This window comes from Lewinellaceae bacterium (genome assembly GCA_020636135.1).
In the GTDB taxonomy this organism is placed as follows: domain Bacteria; phylum Bacteroidota; class Bacteroidia; order Chitinophagales; family Saprospiraceae; genus JAGQXC01.
The window spans coordinates 946,383-962,406 of the sequence record JACJYK010000001.1; the positions used below are offsets into that span (position 1 = coordinate 946,383).

Here is a 16,024-nt window from a genome sequence, read left to right on the forward strand (position 1 = left end):
GTAACTCAGATTCCCTTTGTTGTTTTAATCAGGATACCCCAAATTGGGAGATGTGTTTCATATCTCCAAACATGACCAGAATGTCATCCTCCTCAAGGACTGTCTGAATGTCAACAACGCCCAGGACGCTTCGCTTAACCGATTCACCACCCAATGCACCACGGAATTTTTTATAGCGGATGATGGTCAATACCAGCACCCGGTGATTGTGCCGTACATCGATATCGTGCAACGTTTTGCCGATGTATTTTTCAGGAACCTTGATTTCAACGATATTGAAGCGGTCTGATAGGTAAAAGGAATCGATGACCCCTTTGATGATGAGGCGGCGAGCCAACCGGTCGGCAGCTTCTTCCTCAGGATTGATGATCTCCTGAACACCCATGGCATGCAATATGGTCGAGTGGACCGGTGAAAGCGTACGTGCAACGATCCGCTTGACCTGGAGCTCTTTCATGATAGCCACTGTGAGCAAAGAAGGTCCCTCTTCTTCGCCGATCGCCACGATGACCACATCCGCATCACGTAAAGGCAACGATTCTACAGCTGACTTGTCCGTGGTGTCCATAGCGAGGGCCAGAGTGACGCGGTCTTTGATTGAATCGACTTTCTCCATTCGCTTATCCACGGCCACGACTTCATGTCCTAGCAGCATTAATTTTTCACTCAGCGCGAGGCCAAAGTTTCCGATTCCGATTATTATGTATTTCATGATTTCGTGTTCTAATATACGACGAGTTCCTCGGCTGGTAATTGATAGCGCATGGATGCGGCCTTAGGGACCAGCCCCAGCATGAGTGAAAATAATCCAACCCTGCCGGTAAACATGGCAAAAATAATGATCACCTTTCCGATGGTGGATAGGTGAGGAGTCACATCAAGCGAAAGACCAACGGTTCCAAAAGCAGAAAATACCTCGAAGATCATCTGATTCAAAGTAAACTGCTTTTCACTTAGCGAGAGTAAAAATATGTATATACCTATGGCCAGAATGGATAGCCCGATCACCGCAAATGCCTTGCGAATGCTGTTTTCGGCAACAATCCGGCTTTCTATTTCTATATTCTTTTTTCCACGGGTCAGGCTGACGATATTCAATATTCCGATTGCAAATACGGTCGTCTTGATACCGCCGCCGGTCGAGTTCGGTGAGGCCCCTACATACATCAGCAGCAAAGTTACCATAATGCTCGCCAGGCTCAGGGTATTCAGGTTCATGGTGTTAAACCCGGCTGTCCTGGTCGTGACAGACATAAACATGGCCTGAAGCCAGCGCTGGCCTTCATCCAGTTTGCCAAACAGCTGGTGTTTTTCCAGGATATAATACATGATGGTACCGAACAGCAACAAACTACCGGTTGTAACCAGCGTGATGCGGGTGTTGATATGAACTTTCTTACGTAATGGGGGCAGCTGGTCCCTACGGATCACCTCAAGATAGAGGCGATGCAGGCGATTGATCACGGCGTCGTAAACGTCAAACACGATATTGAATCCCAAACCGCCAAGGATGATGAGGGTCATAATGATCATCAAAACGCCTCCTGCCTGGGCAATATGCGGGTCAGCGAGCCCATCGGTAATGGTAGAGAATCCCGCATTGCAAAATGCTGAAACCGCATGGAAGACAGCGTAAGGCACCGTGCGGTATCCAGAACTTTCAGGCATAAAATAATACAGGATACAGGCACCGATGGTCTCCGTCATCAACGTGATGAAAAGAATTTTACGGATCACATTCATTACCCCGCCAATGACCTTGGCGTTAACCATCTCTTTCAGGATGATCTGATTGCTGATCGAACTGCCTCCCCGTAAAATGTAGGCGACAAGTCCGGTATAAGTCATGATGCCTATACCCCCGATCTGGATCAGAAACAGGATGATCCACTGACCCAGATCAGAAAAATCAGTTGCAGTGTTCATGACGGTAAGTCCCGTTACGCAAACGGCACTCGTAGCCGTAAACAAAGCGTCAATGAAATCTATTCCTTCCTCCGTTGCATTGGGCAACATCAGTAACAGCGAACCAATTAAGATGATCAGCGTAAAACTGGAGGTGAACAACAGGTTAGGATGTATTTTGAACCGTTCGAGATACAGGGAATGCTGGATCGAGATCAATCCGGCGAAAAACAGGATCCAGGCGAGACTAAAACTGCCCAGGGCATGTTGGTGCCATAAGGTGATTCCTTTGAACAGCAGGTCATAAGCTGTATAAAAAATGGTCAATAAACTGATAAAATGGATGATAAAAGAGAATGTCTTGAAGTAACTCCAGTGGAAAGACCTCCATTTTTCCCGGTCACCGTAAAAGGATATTGGCGCCACAATAAACAAATACAAGAAGTAAACCCACTGGTAGGAGTAGAGTACGCCGTGAACATGTTCAAACCCAAAGTCCCAGATGAAGAAGGCTATGATGGCCATACTCAGGAACATAGACAAGCGATCAAACCATTTTGTAAGAGCGGACATCCCGAGAATTAAGGGCGGAAAGTTATAACGTTCTGACCTATATTTGGAAATTACCTTATGTGGATATTTATTTGAAAGTGAACTTGATTCTTATGTCCCGGCATCAGGCTAAAGTGGTGGATAATGCAGAATAGGCATTTGCTCTGGATTTTGTGGGGAGCTGTCTTCTTCATAACGGGGCCGGGACTGATCGAGCCTTACCAAATCTTCAGGGCTCTTTTTATACTGATATTGGCTTTAGAGTGTCTGGGTTTACCGGACAGGCAAAGCTCCGGACGATGGTTTATTCCAAAGCCCTTCCTATGGATTGGGGCTTCCATCACCTGGTCAGCACTATCCATCATATGGGCATATAATCTCGTAGAATCTGTCTGGACTCTTTTTCTGTATTTCACTCCTGTGATCAGCCTCCTGGTTGTTTCCCAAAAATGGGGTAAGCACCACTCTTTGATTGCATGGGTCGGGTATCTGGGCTGGATCTATGCACTGATCGTCGCTGTTTTACTGGTGAGTAATGGGATCCGGCATGGATGGACCAATCAGGAATTGTATCGTATCCATTATCCCTCCGGCCACAAATCAATGATAGCTGCCATATTGGTTGGCTGGTTTCCATTTATGTTAAATTCTGATTTGCCTAAGAAAGCGATCCAGGGATGGGTATTGCTAGCTTTAGCTCTGATCTTGTTTCTTCAGAGCCGGGCAGCTTTTCTTGCCCTCCTGGCATTTGGAGTGATCTGGTTATTACATCAACCCATCCGGTGGAAAACATACCGAAAGCTGTGGGTCATACCGGTAATTGGCCTGCTGATCTGGTGGATCAACCCGGGAAGGATCAGGTTGCGGATACATCCGTCCTACATACTGCAATCTCCGACCGCTTCGGATCGGCTGGTCATGTGGCAAAAAACGCTCCATCTGATCCGGGAGGAGCCATTATCCGGTTTTGGACTCGGACAGTGGAAGGTCCAGTGGCCAGCACTTGGCATACCCTCGAATCAATATTACAGTGATAAGGATGAGGAAGTGGTCTGGACACATGCTCATAACGACTGGCTGGAGACTACTGCGGAGCTTGGGTTACCCGGATCTTTGTTGCTTTTTCTTTTTCTGGCATCAGTGTGGTATTACAGCGGATATCTGGACCCGAAGCTTAAATCATATTCCCGGGCTTTAGTAGGCGCCTACATCATGTTCAGTATTTTTGACTTTCCCCGGTTGCGTCTGGATATCCAATGGATTTACCTGTCCTGGTGGGTCTGGTCGCTGAGAACTACTACCGTGTCCGGCCTTTCATTTAAAGTGAACATCCCTCTTAAAATTGCATCAGCCGGGGTCTTGGCTTTGATGATCACCTACGGAATGTTCCATTACGCTGATGAATATTGGGTTCGGAAATTGTGGCTGGCACGTGCTGCAAAGCAACCCGACAAAATAATTGCGCTTGCCGGCAAAATTAACCGGTCGGTGATGAACCTGGATGAGGCAGCCGTACCCATAGACTGGTATGCTGGTATGGCAGCACTGGATAAGGGACAGCAGGCCGATGCATTGAATGATTTCAGACAAGCTCGTCTTGTCCATCCCAATCATCACGATGTATGGAACAACCTGGGGGTAATTTATTTCCAACAAAGCCAACTGGATTCTGCCATCATCTGTTTCGGAAAAGCCAAGCAGATTGCACCTTCGCGGTGGGAATATACACGGAATCTGGTCAATGCCTATGCGGCCGGGGCACAATACAGCGAGGCGTTGAAAATACTGGACAACTGGAAGGATAATGCGGATGAGAAAGAAGCATTGCGCCGGAAAATAGTGGAATTTCAAAAGGCTTCAACGTCCAATTGAGCCCAATCAGGACTTACGGCGCTGAAACCATTGGTACATTTTCCAAAGACCAAAAGCTGCTGTTGCCAGCACAAACCATCCGATCATAAATCCAGGCTTTGAATTATTCAATCGGGAATTCCCTTCCTTCAGATGAAGTCTTCTTATCTTTTTGGCGTAAATAGGTAACGATATCACTATGAAAAAAAGAGATCTTATGGCCCGGCTAAGTGTTTTAGGTTGTTTATTGGCTGCAAGTCAGCTGCTTATTGGACAAACCTTATTTGGTCCTGAGGTTCAGTTTCGTCAAGTGGGACCTAGCCGTGGTGGTCGGGTGACTACAGTGACCGGCGTCGCTGCACAGCCGGGTACGTTCTATATGGGCGCCACCGGTGGGGGAGTCTGGAAGAGCACGGATTATGGGCAATCCTGGAAAAATATCTCCGACGGCTATTTTAATACGGGTTCCATTGGATCCATCGCTGTGGACCCACAGCATGCCAACCGTATACTGGTGGGCACCGGATCCGACGGTATTCGCAGCAATGTGATCATCGGGGATGGCGTCTATTTCAGCCGCGATGAAGGTAAATCCTGGAAACACATCGGCCTGGAAGATGCCGGGCAGATTGGTGCGGTATTGATTCATCCTCAGGATACCAACCGGTTTTTTGTAGCAGCAATAGGCAATGCCTTCAAGTCAAATGACATGCGGGGAGTATACCGGAGCAATGATGGCGGGGCCAGCTGGCAGCAAGTGTTATTTCATTCCGATAGTGTTGGGGCGGTAGATCTGGAGTTCGCTCCCGATAATCCGGATATCATGTATGCTGCGATGTGGCACGGGTTGCGGAAGCCCTGGACCATCATCAGCGGAGGAATGGAAGGAGGAGTCTACCGCAGTATGGATGGAGGAAATACCTGGAGTAAAATGAGCCAGGGACTGCCCCAGGGTCTCATCGGCAAAATTGATTTTACCGTGAGCCCGGCGATGCCACAGAGGGTGTGGGCGCTTATTGAGGCTCCGGTAGGAGAGGGAGGGGTCTACTTATCCGAGGATCATGGTTCTACCTGGACGCTGGTAAGCACCAATGAAGACATCCTGGACCGCCCATTTTATTACTGTAACATCAAAGTCAACCCACAAAATCCCAATAGCCTGTATGCGATGGCAACCTCTTTCTGGCATAGCTCTGACGGTGCTAAATCCTGGAAAAGAACCTCTGCCCCTCATGGTGACCATCACGATCTATGGATCAATCCATTAGATACCCTGGTTTGGATAGAATGCAACGACGGTGGAGCCAATGTGACACGAGATGGCGGAAAGACCTGGTCCACCCAGAACAATCAACCCACTGCTGAATTGTATCAGGTAGAAATTGACGATGATTTCCCTTATAATTTATACGCCGGGCAACAGGATAATTCAACCATTATGGTGCCCAGTATCCCTCCACACACACCAACTTTTGATGCAACCTCATTCTGGATCGCTACGGGTGGATGCGAAACCGGTCCTGCGGTACCTAAGCCAGGTGACCCAAATATCGTTTATGCCAATTGTAAAGGCAGATTTGGCGTTTATAATAAATTGACCGGCCAGGAGCAGCAATATTATGTAGGAGCTGCCAACATCTACGGACACAATCCAAAGGATCTGGCCTACCGGTTCCAGCGTGTTTCCCTATCCACGTATCGCCCTTTGATCCCAACATCGTTTATCATGGATCCCAATATCTGCACCGGACTACGGATGGTGGTAAAACCTGGGAGACCATTTCACCGGATTTGACCGCCTTTACGCCGGAAACACAGGTGATCAGCGGTTCGCCCATAACCCGGGATGTGACCGGAGAAGAGTTTTATTCAACCCTGTATGCGGTCCGTGAATCACCCCTTGAGCGAGGTGTTATTTGGACAGGATCCAACGATGGTCCTTTCTATGTGACCCGGGACGACGGCCAGACTTGGCAGAATGTAACACCAGCGGATCTGCCTCCGGGAGGCAGGGTTCAGAATATTGATGCTTCACCTCATAGTGCATCAAAAGCTTATTTTGCGGTCTACCGGTACTTGCTGGGGGACTATCAACCCTATATTTATAAAACGGAAGATTACGGCAAATCCTGGCAGCGGCTTACTGATGGCAAGAACGGAATAGCCATGGACGACCCGGTTCATGTGGTACGTGAAGATCCGGCAGTGCCGGGGTTGCTATTTGCGGGCACCGATCATGGTGTTTATGTTTCTTACAATGATGGTAAGACCTGGGAATCCTTGCAACAGAATTTACCGGTTACCCCGATAACCGACCTAAAGATTCACAAAGGTGATCTGGTGCTTTCTACCATGGGACGAGGTTTCTGGATTTTGGATGATATGCGTTTCATCCGCCAGGGTTCTTCTTCGGTTGCGACGAAACTGTATAAGCCTCAGGATGCATATCGCATGCGTTATTTTACCCGGGGCGGAGATATTCCGGTTGAGTACAAGCAAAATGGAGTCATCATCGATTATGTCATCGGCGATACTTCCTCGGCACAGGTCCTATTGGAAATTCGAAAAGGCACTGAGGTCGTCAAATCCTGGAAACTGAAGCCCGAAAAGGCAGCAAAAGAATCGAAAGGATACAACCTGCCTATCCGTCCTTCCTACACAACAGGACATCACCGCTTCCTCTGGAACATGCAACCGGATAAAGCTTCCCGTGGCGCCCTGGTTCCTCCGGGAGCTTATACCATTGAGTTAAAGAAGGGGGATGACCGGTTCACCGAAGATTTTTACATCAATTTGGATCCAAGGGTAGAAGCTTCCGGAGTGACCGAAGCGGACTTGGTGGAACAATACCGCCTGTACCAGGAAATTAGCCAGTTGCAGCAAAAAGCCAATGACCTAAAAGCCAGAATCGAAGCGGAAAAGAAGGCGATAGATCCCAATGCACTTAAAGGGAAAAAACGACTTGAAGCTGAATTAAAGGTAGATAAGCTTAATCTTGCTATCAAGGAATTAGTGACTGAGGAGGGCAGGTACATGACGCCCATGTTGTTGGATCAGATTCGTTATTTGGCAAGCATGATTAGTTCTGCGGATCAACGCCCTGGAAGGGATGCTTATGAGCGCCTGGATCAACTTTTCCAATGGTTGTCTGAAGTTGAACACGCTCTGGATTGATACTAGAAGCGGATAAGGGCATACCCTTTCTGCTGATACTCCGTCAGAATCGTCATGGCTGAAAGTCCAAGTTGTACAGCAGGATTGAGTGTTGACGGTTGTAAGCCGCGGCTGTAAGCGGTCTGACCGCAAAGGAAGAGCTCCACACCGGCATCCTTCAGTTCATGCATTAAATTGGTGTTGGGATTAGGCATTCCAAAGCGCTCCTGGTAAGCAGCATCATTCAGGGCATCCTTACCTGCAGATCCATGGAATACCCCCGCAACATGCAAGTGATCGAGTGGGACACCATAACGGGTATGCAAATTGATAAATCGGGCAATACTATTCAGTAACAAGTTGATCTGATCCGGGTTTTGTTCACCCGCATGGATATCAAAAACCACCCGATAATGAATGGTGGTATCCACTGTATGTTGTGGCTGATACCCGTAGTACACCGCTCCCTCGGTGGGTATAGCAGGACCAGGCCAGTGTTTTATATCTTGCCCATAGCCCGCAGTGGTAAGGTAAAGGAGAATGACTAGGGGTAGTAAGTAGCAAGACTTATTCATCATTACCGGATTCGGGTAAAAAGCGAAGTGAAATCGAGTTCACGCAGTGACGGGTATTTTTCGTTGTAAGGCGTTCTCCGATAAACACATGACCCAAATGCCCTCCGCAATTGGCGCAAAGGATTTCAACCCTTAAACCATCGGCGTCCGGAACTCTTTTTACAGCGCCAGGTATCTCATCGTCAAAGGCCGGCCAGCCACAACCGGAATCAAATTTATCTTTTGACCGGTAAAGTGGCGCATTGCATTGGCGGCATAGATAGGTACCGGAAGCAAAGTGTTTGTCGTAGACCCCCGTGAAGGGTCGTTCCGTTCCTTTTTTCAGAATGACTCTGGCTTCTTCGGGGTTTAGAGGATTGAACTTATTCATTGGTCTTTTTTAGCTTGGCTGCAAATTGTTTCCGAAATTTTTCCACTTTAGGATTGATGATGACCCGGCAGTAAGGCTGATTGGGATTCAGATTGTAATAATCCTGGTGATAATTTTCTGCCGTATAAAAAGTCTCGAAAGGTACAATCTCCGTCACGATCGGATCATCCCACAGAGCGGTGGCAAAATCGCTTTTAGCCGACTCGGCCGCCTGTTTTTGCTGATCGTTATGATAAAACACCACAGACCGGTATTGCGTACCTACATCATTGCCCTGTCGGTTGAGCGTCGTCGGATCGTGAACCGTAAAGAAAACTTTCAGCAAATCGTCGTAACTGATCAATTTAGGATCAAAGTAAATCTGGACCGCCTCGGCATGTCCGGTATTCTCATAACAAACCTGCTTATAGGTCGGATTTGGCAGATGACCTCCTGAAAAGCCGGATTCTACTTTAATGACACCGTTTAGTTCCTGAAAGATGGCTTCGATGCACCAGAAACAACCACCTGCTAATGTCGCCACCTCCAGGTCGGTTCTGTTTTCAACCGGCATGTCCATGGATTTATCTGTGATGGTGGCTTTGGGAGCACAAGAAATAAGACCCCACATAAAGAAAGGAAGCACTAGCCCAAAAAAGCCCGACCTCTTCATGTCTTTTGATTTGCTTGTACAAACGGTAGTCGTAAAGATAAGTTTTTTGCCAGGATGAATTAACGATACTTTAAAGCATTACCCTTGTGTCGGTATTGATTCAAATGGTTGATAGTCAGTTCGGTATCTGTCAGCCAGGCGAATTACCGATTGATGACATTCTTGAATCTGGGTCGATGCGGGGTGTTATCCCCGGACGCCGCTTTCTTGGCGCTCTCATAATCCGAATAATTACCCTCAAAAAAGACTACTTCCGAGTCTCCTTCAAAAGCCAGAATATGTGTGGCCAGGCGGTCTATAAACCACCGGTCGTGAGAAATGACCAGGATACATCCGGCAAAATCCTCCAGGGCATCTTCCAGGGCCCGCAAGGTATTGACGTCTATGTCGTTTGTAGGTTCGTCAAGGAGCAATACGTTACCTCCCTCCCGCAAAGTCATAGCCAGGTGCAGGCGGTTTCGTTCTCCCCCTGAAAGTACCCCAAGCTTTTTTTGTTGATCGGCACCGGCAAAATTGAACTTGCTCAGATAAGCACGGGCATTAACGCTGACATTACCCACCGTAATCAGGTCCTGTCCCCCTGAGACTACATCGTAAACGGTCTTTTCACCATCCTGGAGTGCCTTATGCGATTGGTCGACATACGATAATTTGACGGTATTGCCAATTTTGACATTCCCCTGGTCCGGCTTTTCTTCTCCCATGATGATGCGGAAGAGCGTACTTTTTCCAACGCCATTCGGGCCAATAATTCCGACAATTGCATTGCGGGGTATGCTGATGTTCAGATGTTCGAAAAGGATGCGGTGGTCAAAAGCTTTGCTGAGATCCTCAGTGTCAATGACGACGTCTCCCAGTCGGGGCCCCGGCGGGATATATAATTCGAGACGCGCCTCTTTTTCTTTGATTTCCTCATCCGCCAATTTCTCGTATGCATTAAGACGCGCCTTGCCTTTTGCATGGCGTGCTTTGGGTGCCATCCGGATCCATTCCAATTCGCGCTCAAGGGTCTTGCGTCTTTTACTTTCCGCTCTTTCCTCAGCCTCCAGTCTGCGGGCTTTCTGTTCCAGCCAGGAAGAATAGTTTCCTTCCCAGGGGATGCCTTCACCGCGGTCCAATTCCAGGATCCAGCCAGCGACATTATCGAGGAAATAGCGGTCGTGGGTTACGGCGATAACGGTACCTGGAAATTGCTGAAGGTATTGTTCGAGCCATTCCACCGACTCGGCATCCAGGTGGTTGGTAGGTTCATCAAGCAGCAAAATATCCGGATTGCTCAGTAATAATCTCGCGAGCGCCACCCGGCGCTTTTCACCTCCGGAAAGAACCTGGACCTTTTGACTTTCTTCCGGACAACGCAAAGCATCCATGGCCGTCTCAATCTTGTGATCAATCTCCCAGGCATTGTGATGTTCAATCTGCTCCATCAATTCGCCCTGGCGCTCAATCAATTGCATCATTTCATCGGTATCGATGGGTTCGGTAAGCTTCAGATTGATCGCTTCGTACTCTTTAAGCAGATCCATGATCGGCTTAACTCCTTCCTCAACGATTTCCCGGACGGTTTTCCCGGGGTCCAGCTCAGGCTCCTGAGCTAAATATCCAATGCGGAATGATCCGTCAAAGCGGATCTTCCCTTCGTAATTGCTGTCCAGTCCGGCAATCAATTTTAACAAGGTTGATTTTCCGGATCCGTTTAGACCGAGGACACCAATCTTGGCCCCGTAGAAAAAAGAAAGCCAAATGTTTTTTAAGACTTGTTTGGAAGGTGGAAATGTTTTTGAAACCCCTTCCATTGCAAAGATGATCTTGTGGTCTGCCATACGATTGCTTGCGGTAAAATTTTGATTATTGCTTGCAAAGGTATGATTCTGTTCCACATTCCCGGATGGTTTTATCCAGGATTGGAGGCAATCAGTGATGGAAGGAGCTTGTAAGTAGACAGCTCTTGAAACGGGTTAAAATGGAATGTGCCGGTAGGAGAGCCGGCACATTCCAAAGAGAAGCTATTAATTTAGTTTGATTTCACATTCATAACAATTAATCACCGCCTTGCCGGACCCATTACTTCCGACCATGGCTTCCATCTTTAGATTGGAATTTTCTTTATCTCTGATCCGGACGGTAGTCCTGGAAGGCAATTCCACTTCACTGTATTTCGCATCAACGGTGACTGAAAAGTCTCCTCCTGTCTGATTGGAAGTCAACTCCAGGTATTTCGCATTAAGCTCGAGCCTGGTTAATTGTTCTATGCGGCCAATCGTGATCTCATCCTCGTAACTTTCCGGAAATATCAGCTCATTGCCTAATGCATCCAGTTTGTATTCCCCGTATTTACTATTGACTTTCAGTCGGCCAACGCGGGTAGCGCTGAACTCATCTTCATAGGAGCTTTCTAATTCGATTTCACCGACGGACTTAAAATGAAACTCACCATATTTTGATTTGCCGCTGATGGATTTCGCGTTGCCCAGGGTAAGATTGCATTCATAACCGTCGAATACCAGTTCACCGATATTTCCCATTTCATAATCGGAGTATTTGTCGGTTATAGAAGATTTTCCGGGTACTGCTCCAAAACGAAACTCCGAATCGTAGGTTTCCAAGGTAACCTGATTAAGGTCTCCACCGGTCATTTTGGAATATTTCAGGGTGCCGGATAGATTACGGGCAGACTCATAGGTCATATCCGAATCATAAATATCCATTGTTACATCGCTAAGAGCACCTAGACTGGCCTTGCCATATTTCATATTGAGGGTGAAGGGGCCGGTACAACTAGTCACATGCACTTCACTGTCGTATTGCTCAATTCTAAGTTGACCTTTTACCGCTTGGTCGATGGTGATGGGATCGTATTTATTTTTGACTTCAATCAGAGCAATGTTATCGGGTATCCGGACCTCCAGCGTCATATCGATATCCCGGATGTCCTTCGCTTTATCACCGGATTCGAAAGTGATAGTGCTCTTGTTGAGGACTGTAATCCAGTTCTTAATATTCCGATCGGATTCAATGTTGATTTGATTACCGGACTGGGAGGCCCTGATATCCATGTTGTCCAGAGCAATTTTAGCATTCGACTCATCACTTGCTTTTACACGGATGGTCCCCAGTATGTGGATTTTTCCATCGGTGGAAGGAATCAGTTTGACCTCACCACCTCGATGACTGATGTAGAGCCGCTGGTCATGGACTACGGAATAATCCTGGTTCAGCGTTTTGGTCTTATCCACCTGACCAAATAGCGACCAGGTCAGGGAAAAGCAGAGCAGAAGATTAATAGATTTCATTAGGAATTTCATTTCGCTCGGGTTTTTGTAGTTCACGTTGTAATAATTCAAGCAGTTTGATTTGGATCTCATTGTTTTTACGCATGAGTTCCAGAATCTTATTTCGGGTGTTTTCATCCATTTGGTCGGAAGAGGTTTGGATGGTAAGTCGGGTTACTTCTTCCCATTCCGAGTTTATGTCTTGTAGTACGCCATGATCTACTTTAGATAATTCATTGGCGGTAAGAGGCTGCTGAAACTGTTGCTCATAAGCTTTTACAAAGGAGGCATCCAATGGGAACTGGGTCTTCTGTGCGACAATGGCCGGGGCTGGGCTGGTTGTATACCAGGCGAAGAATCCGCAAAGGATGACAATTGAGGCGGCTGCCACCTGCAAAACCCATCTGGATCGTTTATGAACTTTGGGTTGCCGGATGGAACTCCATAAAGCTTCGTGATCGAGATCTTCAATCTGATCCAGTGATTTCCTGTTATGCAGGATCCACCGTTCCAGTTCGTCCTGTTTGTTCATTGATTGATATTTTCTGTTTTAATAATTGTTTGGCACGCCAGTACTGAGACTTCGACGTGGATTCGGTTATCCCCAGGGTTTCAGCAATTTCCTGATGTTTGTATCCTTCCAGGAGGTGCAAACAAAACACTTGCCGGCAACCATCCGGTAAATCAAGGATCAGATCGTGCATGTCCTTGACAGCCAATTTAATTTCGGCTTCGGCGGCGATGGCCAGTTCAGGAATATACTCCTGGGGCTCTATGAGCCAATGACGCCTGGCCTGAACATGGTCCAGCGAACTATTGACGACAATCCGTTTGATCCACCCTCCCAGAGCCTTCGCATCCTGGATGCTTCCGAGATTGGCAAAAACCTTTATGAAGGATTGTTGTAATACATCTTTTGCGTCTTCCCGGTTACCCACGATCCTCCAGGCCGTGTGGTACATGGCCTGCGCATACCTTTGATACAATTGGTATTGCGCAAGTTCATTACCTCGGATACATTTTTGGATCAATGTGGCATCTTGCATAGAATCCGGTCAATCGGGTTTTTTCAAAGTTAGGACCGCTGGATGGGTAAAAAGGTTGGAATGGGCCAAGAATTTTGTGAATTGTTTTTTACACCATTGTAAAGTGGGATTAAGTCGTACCTTTTTGGAGAAAAAGCAAACAAGTCGATGCAAAAACTGATTTTTGGTGCGGTAATGATATTCCTTATGGCTCAATGTGGTGAAAAGACTGCATCCATTGAGCTCTTCGACGGATCAACGCTGCAAGGCTGGCACTCCGATGTGCCCGAGCTGGATACGAATTCACTTGCCCGAGATCCGTTCATTGTCCGAGAAGGGATGCTGGTCAGCCTGGGTACGCCGGGAGGCCACCTGATCACAGATTCGGTGTACTCGGACTACGCACTGGATGTCGAATACCGCTTCGCCGGTGAGCCGGGCAATTGTGGTGTGCTGGTTCATGCCTCTACCCGCGTTTTTTGTACGGCATGTTTCCCAAATCCATTGAGGTCCAGATGATGCATGAAAATGCAGGTGATTTCTGGTGCATTGGTGAAGACATTACCGTCCCGGATATGGTTGAACGGCGTGGCCCAAAAGATGAATGGGGAGGTACGGAAGGTAAAAAGCGGCGTATTCTCAATCTGACGGACGGATCTGAAAAACCGGTAGGAGAGTGGAATCAAATGCATATCGAGTGCCTGGGACGTGCGGTTAAGGTATGGGTAAATGGAGACCTGGTGAATTCCGGTACCGATTGTACGGCAGATCATGGTCAGATTGCATTACAGGCTGAGGGATCTGAAGTTGAATTCCGTAAGGTCACCCTTTCGCCGCTTAAACAACTTTCTGCCGATGATGCATTTTCATCCGGGGCGAAATAAATAATTGCAAGCAAGATCAGGGCTTGGGGAATCCTGCTGCCTGACTATCCAGTATTAACAACCAGTCATTGCCCCTTCTCGGGTCGCCTGGAGGATCGAACGGGATTGTTGCTGCGAAGTCCAGCGTACCGCCATCCAGGGAAGTTCCCGTTGCTGGATGGTACCACCAGGCATGTAATTTCCCTTGATTCATATAGGTAGTTCTGACTTCAAATGCATTTCCATAAGGGGCATAGACCATCAGAAATGTTCCTTCGCGATCACAGGCAGCCAGACAGGCTTGTCCACCTTTATTGGGGGCGTTCTGTAAGATGTCCTGATGCGGCGCCAAACGTTGCCAGGGTCTGGTTTCAAAAACATGGCGCATGTACCCTGCTTGATAAGCGCCAGGTAGATCAAGGGCCTGCTCCCAAGGTGTGCGGGCTACTGAAACGGGAGAAAATTTGGGGGATAAAATTGCCAGATATCATGACAACCATACGTGTTTCCACATGCGCCGGCCAGCATGGACCAGTAGCCGGCTCTTCGGCTGTCGAAATCATCAAACCAGCCATTGGCCGGAGTCCAGTTGATAGGATGATCCTCGTAATTGGGTTCGCCGTCCAGGACTGGTTTTGCTGGAATAATGTCGTAATCATGGCGGGTCATACGGTAGTTTGGATTGTCAAATTCGCCATGACCGGATTGGAAGAGGTTGAAATCAAGCCAGGAACTGTCTTGAAAAAACCGGGATGAGGATTCTCCTCCCATCGGATGAAAAGTGATCAGATGCCTGCCGCCGTCACCTTCCCTCAACCCTCGCGCCATGGAAGCTATGATCTGGAAGTCCTCCGGTTCTTCCGGTATCCGGTCACCTCCTAAAATCCAGATGATCGCAGCATCCTTATACCGCGCTCCCAGGAAATGACCATATTGAAAGGCATTCTGCGGGGTAAAGATTTCCGGGCCAATGCCCCAGCGTTTGTTGTATTTGTCACCCCAGGTAGGCAGCATGCCCATCACCATCCCCAGTCGATTGGTTTCACGGACGAGGTAGTCCACGTAGCTGAAATATTTTTCATTAGGCTGCGTAGGATCGTCATTGGTCAAGGGAATTTCTCCATAGGCATTTGGAGTGTGCAATCCGTCAAATTCGGCTAATGCCACAGCCTGTATCACTGTAAACCCTTTCTCTGAGCGGTTCTCCAGGTAGTGCAGTGCCTGAGTGCTATCCAATCGATGAAATAATTCCCAACCGGTGTCACCCAGATAAAAAAACGGTTTTCCATCGGCATGAACCAAGTGGTGTCCATCTGAGCTAATTTTTAAGGTTAGTTTTTGCCCCTGAATGGAGAAAAAAGCTAGTGTTGCTAATAAGAGCAGTACCAAAGATTTCAATTTCATGGAATTAAGTTACGGTGAGAATGAAGCAAGTTAGTGAAAAAGGAGAGTGAATTACTGGCCTGAATTCTCTCAGGTGGGTTATGTCACATGATTTGTGGGATTTCCCACATTTTGACCATTGGGAGTAGGCTTGTCGAAAATTGAACAAAGGTGTCTTTTTGGTCAAAAAACAAGGGTAATTTACATATTAAGAAAAATTGGCATTATTTATGTTATTGTTTAAATGTTAAACTAATTGCTTATTGCCAATTTTTACGGTATCCCTTTTAATTAATTAAGTTTTTTCTGTTAATTGCATCCAATGAGCCGAACCAATCGATCTGCTATGTCTTCATACCTACTGGGTAGCTTTGCTATTCCAATTATCCGTTATGCATTAATTCCACAAGGAAAGCAAAGTAC

General features: G+C 47.3%; 14 protein-coding genes and 1 pseudogene. 4 read left to right on the top strand and 11 right to left on the bottom strand.

The window, feature by feature from the left end; all coding sequences use genetic code 11:
- Positions 1 to 28: 28 nt before the first annotated feature.
- Both H6570_03545 and H6570_03550 read right to left on the bottom strand, forming a co-directional pair.
- A complete protein-coding gene (locus H6570_03545) occupies positions 29 to 712 on the bottom strand; it encodes a TrkA family potassium uptake protein (GenBank protein MCB9318331.1) in 684 nt (227 codons plus the stop codon).
- Positions 713 to 723: 11 nt separating this feature from the next.
- Positions 724 to 2,478: an ATPase gene (locus H6570_03550; protein MCB9318332.1), complete on the bottom strand. Its 1,755-nt coding sequence runs from the start codon at positions 2,476 to 2,478 to the stop codon at positions 724 to 726.
- 123 nt (positions 2,479 to 2,601) lie between these two features.
- On the opposite strand from H6570_03550, the gene H6570_03555 reads away from it, so the two are divergent.
- From H6570_03555 to H6570_03565, 3 genes are all read left to right on the top strand, one after another.
- Positions 2,602 to 4,329, top strand: coding sequence for an O-antigen ligase family protein (locus tag H6570_03555; protein MCB9318333.1), 1,728 nt, complete (start codon positions 2,602 to 2,604; stop codon positions 4,327 to 4,329).
- 178 nt (positions 4,330 to 4,507) lie between these two features.
- Positions 4,508 to 6,103 carry a hypothetical protein gene (locus H6570_03560; GenBank protein ID MCB9318334.1) on the top strand — a complete coding sequence of 532 codons (1,596 nt, stop codon included), beginning with the start codon at positions 4,508 to 4,510 and terminating at the stop codon, positions 6,101 to 6,103.
- Complete coding sequence (locus H6570_03565; GenBank protein ID MCB9318335.1) at positions 6,100 to 7,482, top strand: hypothetical protein; 1,383 nt, start codon at positions 6,100 to 6,102, stop codon at positions 7,480 to 7,482. The genes H6570_03560 and H6570_03565 overlap by 4 nt, the downstream gene beginning before the upstream one ends.
- Before the next feature lie 2 nt (positions 7,483 to 7,484).
- Here H6570_03565 and H6570_03570 read toward each other — a convergent pair whose 3' ends face one another.
- The 7 genes from H6570_03570 to H6570_03600 all read right to left on the bottom strand — a co-directional run bounded on the left by H6570_03570 (position 7,485) and on the right by H6570_03600 (position 13,292).
- On the bottom strand, positions 7,485 to 8,036 hold the full coding sequence (locus H6570_03570) for a DsrE family protein (GenBank protein ID MCB9318336.1): 552 nt from the start codon (positions 8,034 to 8,036) through the stop codon (positions 7,485 to 7,487).
- A complete protein-coding gene (locus H6570_03575; GenBank protein ID MCB9318337.1) occupies positions 8,029 to 8,406 on the bottom strand; it encodes a methionine-R-sulfoxide reductase in 378 nt (125 codons plus the stop codon). The genes H6570_03570 and H6570_03575 overlap by 8 nt, the downstream gene beginning before the upstream one ends.
- On the bottom strand, positions 8,399 to 9,016 hold the full coding sequence (gene msrA / locus H6570_03580; GenBank protein MCB9318338.1) for a peptide-methionine (S)-S-oxide reductase MsrA: 618 nt from the start codon (positions 9,014 to 9,016) through the stop codon (positions 8,399 to 8,401). Before msrA ends, H6570_03575 begins: the two co-directional genes overlap by 8 nt.
- Positions 9,017 to 9,201: 185 nt before the next feature.
- Complete coding sequence (gene ettA, locus H6570_03585; GenBank protein ID MCB9318339.1) at positions 9,202 to 10,881, bottom strand: energy-dependent translational throttle protein EttA; 1,680 nt, start codon at positions 10,879 to 10,881, stop codon at positions 9,202 to 9,204.
- A gap of 186 nt (positions 10,882 to 11,067) precedes the next feature.
- A complete protein-coding gene (locus H6570_03590) occupies positions 11,068 to 12,351 on the bottom strand; it encodes a hypothetical protein (GenBank protein MCB9318340.1) in 1,284 nt (427 codons plus the stop codon).
- Positions 12,338 to 12,862, bottom strand: coding sequence for a hypothetical protein (locus H6570_03595; protein ID MCB9318341.1), 525 nt, complete (start codon positions 12,860 to 12,862; stop codon positions 12,338 to 12,340). Before H6570_03595 ends, H6570_03590 begins: the two co-directional genes overlap by 14 nt.
- Positions 12,822 to 13,292, bottom strand: coding sequence for a sigma-70 family RNA polymerase sigma factor (locus tag H6570_03600; GenBank protein ID MCB9318342.1), 471 nt, complete (start codon positions 13,290 to 13,292; stop codon positions 12,822 to 12,824). Before H6570_03600 ends, H6570_03595 begins: the two co-directional genes overlap by 41 nt.
- 231 nt (positions 13,293 to 13,523) lie before the next feature.
- Here H6570_03600 and H6570_03605 point away from each other — a divergent pair.
- A pseudogene (locus H6570_03605) lies at positions 13,524 to 14,239 on the top strand (DUF1080 domain-containing protein).
- Positions 14,240 to 14,255: 16 nt separating this feature from the next.
- Here the strand turns inward: H6570_03605 and H6570_03610 are convergent.
- Positions 14,256 to 14,606 (bottom strand): hypothetical protein, encoded by a 351-nt coding sequence (locus tag H6570_03610; GenBank protein ID MCB9318343.1) that lies wholly within the window; start codon positions 14,604 to 14,606, stop codon positions 14,256 to 14,258.
- A 56-nt stretch (positions 14,607 to 14,662) separates the two neighbouring features.
- A complete protein-coding gene (locus H6570_03615; GenBank protein ID MCB9318344.1) occupies positions 14,663 to 15,622 on the bottom strand; it encodes a DUF4038 domain-containing protein in 960 nt (319 codons plus the stop codon).
- Positions 15,623 to 16,024: the final 402 nt, after the last annotated feature.

Excerpts from the sequence above, each read along its gene's own strand:
- H6570_03595 (MCB9318341.1), bottom strand. The coding sequence starts at position 12,862 with ATGAACAAACAGGACGAACTGGAACGGTGGATCCTGCATAACAGGAAA.
- H6570_03615 (MCB9318344.1), bottom strand. The coding sequence starts at position 15,622 with ATGAAATTGAAATCTTTGGTACTGCTCTTATTAGCAACACTAGCTTTT.
- H6570_03545 (MCB9318331.1), bottom strand. The coding sequence starts at position 712 with ATGAAATACATAATAATCGGAATCGGAAACTTTGGCCTCGCGCTGAGT.
- H6570_03555 (MCB9318333.1), top strand. The coding sequence starts at position 2,602 with ATGCAGAATAGGCATTTGCTCTGGATTTTGTGGGGAGCTGTCTTCTTC.
- H6570_03590 (MCB9318340.1), bottom strand. The coding sequence starts at position 12,351 with ATGAAATCTATTAATCTTCTGCTCTGCTTTTCCCTGACCTGGTCGCTA.
- H6570_03575 (MCB9318337.1), bottom strand. The coding sequence starts at position 8,406 with ATGAATAAGTTCAATCCTCTAAACCCCGAAGAAGCCAGAGTCATTCTG.
- H6570_03550 (MCB9318332.1), bottom strand. The coding sequence starts at position 2,478 with ATGTCCGCTCTTACAAAATGGTTTGATCGCTTGTCTATGTTCCTGAGT.
- ettA (MCB9318339.1), bottom strand. The coding sequence starts at position 10,881 with ATGGCAGACCACAAGATCATCTTTGCAATGGAAGGGGTTTCAAAAACA.
- H6570_03560 (MCB9318334.1), top strand. The coding sequence starts at position 4,508 with ATGAAAAAAAGAGATCTTATGGCCCGGCTAAGTGTTTTAGGTTGTTTA.
- H6570_03570 (MCB9318336.1), bottom strand. The coding sequence starts at position 8,036 with ATGAATAAGTCTTGCTACTTACTACCCCTAGTCATTCTCCTTTACCTT.
- msrA (MCB9318338.1), bottom strand. The coding sequence starts at position 9,016 with ATGTGGGGTCTTATTTCTTGTGCTCCCAAAGCCACCATCACAGATAAA.
- H6570_03610 (MCB9318343.1), bottom strand. The coding sequence starts at position 14,606 with ATGCGCCATGTTTTTGAAACCAGACCCTGGCAACGTTTGGCGCCGCAT.
- H6570_03600 (MCB9318342.1), bottom strand. The coding sequence starts at position 13,292 with ATGTACCACACGGCCTGGAGGATCGTGGGTAACCGGGAAGACGCAAAA.